At 67.6% G+C, this 5,500-nt stretch carries 3 protein-coding genes; 2 read left to right on the forward strand and 1 reads right to left on the reverse strand.

Going from position 1 to position 5,500, the window contains the following annotated elements; genetic code table 11:
* On the reverse strand, window positions 1–2,889 hold a 2,889-nt coding region (locus CHC08_RS47495; protein ID WP_218825854.1), incomplete at its 3' end, for a carbohydrate-binding protein.
* A 301-nt stretch (window positions 2,890–3,190) separates the two neighbouring features.
* Between CHC08_RS47495 and CHC08_RS47500 the strand changes: the two genes are divergently transcribed.
* On the forward strand, window positions 3,191–4,504 hold the full coding sequence (locus CHC08_RS47500) for an ROK family transcriptional regulator (RefSeq protein ID WP_245879015.1): 1,314 nt from the start codon (window positions 3,191–3,193) through the stop codon (window positions 4,502–4,504).
* Between the two features lie 307 nt (window positions 4,505–4,811).
* Window positions 4,812–5,500, forward strand: a 689-nt coding sequence (locus CHC08_RS47505; RefSeq protein WP_143653716.1) for an ATP-binding cassette domain-containing protein, incomplete at its 3' end; no start/stop codon positions are given.

A 5,500-nucleotide genomic window follows, 5' to 3' on the forward strand; every position in this document is an offset into this window, starting at 1 on the left:
GTCGAACAGGTTGCCGCTGCCGCCGGTGAAGACGAGGAAGAGGTTTCCTGTGGCGGAGCCGGTCAGGGTGGTGGAGACGTTCTGGAAGGTGTCCCAGTTGCCGGTGATCGGTACGGTGACCGAGCCGAGGAGGGTTCCGGTGGCTGATCCTGATCGGATTTGGATGGTGCCGCCGGATCCGGCGGAGGAGATGCGGGCGCTGAAGGCGGTGGCGCCGGAGGTGTTGACGGTGGAGTAGCCGGCCCAGTCTCCGTTTTCGATGTAGCCGACGGTCTTGCCGCCGCTGGCGGGTCCGTGGTCGGCGGGCTGTACGCCGGAGTTGGAGGTGTAGGCCTCACCCTCGACGGTCTGGGTGCTGCCGCCGGTGGCGGTGCCGAAGGTGAAGGCGTCCAGGTCGAACAGGTTGCCCTGGCCGGTCACGCCCTTGAACACCAGGAACAGGGTGGTGGTGCCGGAGGGGGCGTTGGTGATGTTCGCGTTGACGTTGACGAAGGTGTCCCAGCTACCGGTGACCGGGACGGTCGCCGTGCCCAGCAGGGTGCCGGTGGCCGAGCCCGCGCGGACCTCGATGGTGCCGCCCACTCCGCCGGAGGAGACCCGTGCCGTGAACGTCTTGGCGTTGCCCAGCGCGTACGGCTGGAAGGAGATCCAGTCGCCGTTGTCGACGAACCCCGCGGTCTTGGCGCCTTCGGCGGTGCCGTGGTCGGCGACCTGGATGCCGGACTGGGCGCCGAAGTGCTCGGCCTGGCGGTGGCGGGGCTGCAGGGTACGGATGCTGTGCGTGGTCAGGCCGGCCTTGTCGGTGTACTCGGCGTCGAAGACTCCGTAGATGTTGGCCGCGGCGTCGTGCTCACCGTCGGTCGGGACCACGATGCTTCCGGTGCACCCGGTCTTGGAGGTGATGGAGTGGCGGTGGCTGTCGTGACCCAGCAGGTAGGTGACCTTCACCTTGGTGCAGTCGATGGCTCCGTCCTCGGGGTCGGAGACGTTGACCGTGAAGGGAACGGTGTCACCGAAGGAGAACAGCTGCCCCTCGGTGGGGGCCGTGAACGCCACGGTGGGCGCGGTGTTGCCGACGGTCACGATGACGCTCGCGGTTCCGGTCAGCCCGGCCGAGTCGGTGACGGTCAGCGTCGGCGTGTAGGTGCCGTTGGTGTTGTAGGTGTAGGTCGGGTTGGCCGCGGTGGACGTGCCGCCGTCACCGAACTTCCACGAGTAGCTCAGCGCACCGCCCTCGGGGTCGGAGCTGCCGGCCGAGGAGAAGGTGACGGCCAGCGGCGCGGGGCCGGAGGTCTTGTTGGCGGCGACGCGGGCGACCGGGTTGCGGTTGGTCCCGCCGAGATACTCGATCCGGTAGATGGCCTGGTTGTCGGCACCGGTGCCGTAGTCGAGCACGTTCAGGGCGCCGTCGGGGCCGAAGGCCATGTCCATGACCTGCTTGCCCGTCCACGGGAAGGCCTCGATCACACCGGGGGTGCCGTCGGACTTGACCTCGATGGCCTTGATCCACTGGCGGCCCAGCTCACCGGCGAAGAAGCGGCCGTTGAGGGCGGCGGGGAACTTGACGGCGGAGCTGAGGTTGGCGTCGTAGCGGTAGACCGGTCCGCCCATCGGGGACTCGGAACCGCCGCCGAACTCCGCCGGGCTGCCGGCCTCGCCGCCGTAGCGGATCCAGCTCGGCTTGGCCGCGGGCAGGGTGGTCAGACCGGTGTTGCGGAAGGAGTTGTTGGTCGGGCCGCCCGCGCAGTTGTACTTGGCCGAGGAGGGGCCGGAGGGGAAGGTGTACTCGTTGTACGTCTCGGCGGTGGTGTTGGTGCCGGTGCAGTACGGCCAGCCGTAGTTGCCGGGGGCCGTGATCCGGTCGAACTCCACCTGGCCGCCGGGGCCGCGGTTGGCGTCGGCGCCGCCGGCGTCGGGGCCGTAGTCACCCAGGTAGACGGTGCCGGTGGGCTTGTCCACGCTCATCCGGAACGGGTTGCGGAAGCCCATCGCGTAGATCTCGGGGCGGGTCTTGGCCGTGCCCGGCGCGAAGAGGTTGCCGGACGGGATCGTGTAGGTCCCGTCGGCCTGGGGCTTGATCCGCAGAAGCTTGCCGCGCAGGTCGTTGGTGTTGCCCGAGGAGCGCTGGGCGTCGAACTGGGGGTTGCGGTCGGTGCGCTCGTCCAGCGGGGAGTAGGAGTTGGACTCGAACGGGTTGGTGTCGTCCCCGGTGGTCAGATACAGGTTTCCGGCGGCGTCGAAGTCGATGTCCCCGCCGACGTGACAGCACTGGCCGCGGTCGTTGGGCACCTCCAGGACGATTTTCTCGCTGGTCAGATCCAGGGTGTCGTCGGTCTTGAGGGTGAACCGCGACAGGTTCAGGTGACCCTTCCAGGCCTCGAAGGTCGAGGCGGTGCCACTGGTGGGGGCGTCCCCACCGGGGGTGCTCAGCGCCGGCGAGTAGTACAGGTAGATGTAGCGGTTGGTGGCGAAGTTGGGGTCGGCCGCGACGCCCTGGAGGCCCTCTTCGTCGTGGGTGTAGACGTTGAGCTTGCCGGCGACCTTGGTCACGCCGGCGGCGGTGGTGACCCGCAGTGTGCCGTCGCGGGCGGTGTGCACGATCGAGCGGTTGGGCAGCACGGCCAGTGACATGGCCTCGCCGAGCTTGGCTCCGCCGACGGCCAGCTGAACCTGCTGGTAGTCCGCGGCGGGGATGTCGGCCGCCGCGGCCGCAGCCGCCGCGGTTGTGTTCCCGGTATGCCCGGCGTGCCCTGCATGAGCGCTGAGTTTGGTGGCGTAGGCCACGGGAGTCGTGGGAGAGCTGTACGTAGCGTTGAGCACCACACCGCCTGCTGTGACCAGCAACATCGTGGCGAACATCCGGGCCCAGGGCCGCGAACGTGGAGACATGAGGAAATCCCTTCCTGACCTGGGGGGTAAGTCAGGCAAGGCGCGCGCCGCCGCGCTGATTGCCGTGGTGCCTTTATTTGTCTTGGATAGCAATTAATTGGCTTTGTAACATAGAGATGACATGTTGCGCACCCCTGAGTCAGGTAACGAATTAGCAACCGACGATTCCGTCGCAGGTCAGAGAAAAAAACCTCCAGGGTTACGAAAATGTTACATAGAGCGAAACGTTTCGACACTTGTGCGCCGCGTATCGGACACCTTTAATTCGGCGAGGCATGCAAATTAATTGCAGGAGCGTGACGTGCAGCACAGCCAGGGCGGTAGTTGGAACGGCGGCCAGAAGGGTTCGTCCAGGTCAGCGGGTATTCCCGCGGACCAGGCCACCGTTCGCCGATCCAATCTCTCCCTCGTGCTGCGCCACGTGAGCGAGCGAGGATCACGATCGAGATCACTCGTCGCCGCGGAGACGGGCCTCAACAAGACCACGGTCACCAGCCTCGTCGGAGAGTTGGTGGCACGCGGACTGATCAAGGAGATCGGGCCGCAGCATGCCGGCGCCGTCGGTCGACCAGGCCTCGCCCTCGCGCTGGACGGCTCCGGCGTGGGAGCACTGGGCACCGAAGTCAACGTCGACTACGTCGCGGCCTTCGCCACCGACGTGGCCGGCCGGGTGCTCATCGATCGTCGCGTCGGTTTCGACGCCACGGGCGGCGGGCCGGAACGCTCACTCGACGAACTGGCAAGAACGATCAGGGAGGCGGTCGCCGAACTCGACCTGCTCGGGGTCACCCTCGCGGGAATCACCGTGGCGGTTCCCGGCCTCATCGACTCCGCCACCGGAATCGTCGAGGTCGCACCCAACCTCGGCTGGTACGGCGTGCCGGTGGCCGAGGTGCTCGCGCAGGCGGGTGTCGCACCGAACGTGCCGATCACCGTGGACAACGACGCCAACCTCGCCGCACTGGCGGAGTTCACCGCCGGAGTCGCGGCGGGCACCTCCGATCTCGTCTACCTGACGGGTGAGGTGGGTGTCGGCGGCGGTGTCATCGCGGGTGGACGGCTGCTGGGCGGTGCGGACGGCTTCGCCGGCGAGGTGGGACACGTGATGGTGGACCCTTCGGGCGAGCGGTGCGGTTGCGGCCGGATCGGTTGCTGGGAGACGAAGGTCGGCCTGGCGGCGCTGGTCCGGATGGTCACCCCGGAACGCGCCTACGGTGTCGGCGACGGAGTGGTGCGCGACCCGGAGGAGAGACTGGCCGAGATAGAGCTGCGACAGGCCGCGGGCGACCGCCGGGTCGACGCGGCCGTCATCGAGGTCGGTCGCTGGCTCGGGCGCGGCGCGGCCACACTGGTCAACCTGTTCAACCCGCGGGTGATCGTCATCGGCGGCTACTTCGCCAGGCTCGCCGGGCAGATCATCCCCGTCGCGCAGACCGAGCTGAAACGACTGAGTGTCGCGGGATCGGCGTCCCGCTGCACCTTCGTCGCCTCCGATCTCGGTTTCGGCGCGGCCTCGCGGGGCGCAGCCGGAATCGTCGTCGAACGGGTGCTCTCCGACCCCACCTCCATCGACATCCGCCACGTGGTGACATCAAGACCGGGGAAGGAGCGCTGATCGAATGCCGTTGGGCGTTCCCCCCTTGAAGCGATGAATCCACTGAACTGACAGAACCGCTGGATCGGCAGATCCGCCGGACCGGCGCAACCGTCGGACCGGCGAGTTCGCCGAACCGGTGAAACCGCGAACATCGGTGGCGGGCCTCGTGCCCGGCCACTCCCAAGACCCCCGTCCGTCCGGCTGACCGGACACGCAACGGAGCCGTTCTCGCCGACCTCGGTTCCGAAGCGGTGGTGCCGCTTCGAGTCACTGGACGGACGGGTCCCATTCTTGAACTCGGCTGGACATGATCCAGGAGGCTCTCATGTCGGAGTCACCCCCCGACTCTGTACCCCTGCTGTTGATGCGGGGGATCGTCAAGCAGTTCCCCGGCGTTCGCGCACTCGACGGCGTTGACCTGGAGGTATTACCCGGAGAGGTACACTGCCTGCTCGGCCAGAACGGCGCCGGAAAATCCACCCTGATCAAGGTGCTGGCCGGCGCCCACCAACCCGACGAGGGCACCATCGAACTCGGCGGCCAACAGGTCCGGCTGACCTCACCCACCGCGGCGATCAAACTGGGCATCTCCACCATCTACCAGGAGCTGGACCTGGTCGACGGGTTGAGCGTGGCCGAGAACATCTTCTTGGGCCATGAGATCTCCCGGCTGGGCTTTGTCAGCCAGGGCGAGGCCAACCGGGCCGCTAGGGCGTTGCTGAGCCGGCTGGGCCACGGCGAGATCCGCCCGTCGATGGAGGTGGGCCGACTGTCGCCGGCGGCCAAGCAGGTGGTCAGCATGGCGCGGGCGCTCTCGCATGACACCCGGCTGATCATCATGGATGAGCCGTCGGCGGCGCTGGCCCATGACGAGGTGGGCAACCTGTTTCGGATCATCCGGGAGCTGACCGCGCAACAGGTGGCGGTGGTCTACATCTCCCACCGGCTGGAGGAGATCCGCGAGATCGGTGATCGGGTGACGGTGCTCAAGGACGGCCGGACCGCGGCGGTCGG

Source organism: Streptosporangium subroseum, from assembly GCF_900188345.1.
GTDB classification, from domain to species: domain Bacteria; phylum Actinomycetota; class Actinomycetes; order Streptosporangiales; family Streptosporangiaceae; genus Streptosporangium; species Streptosporangium subroseum.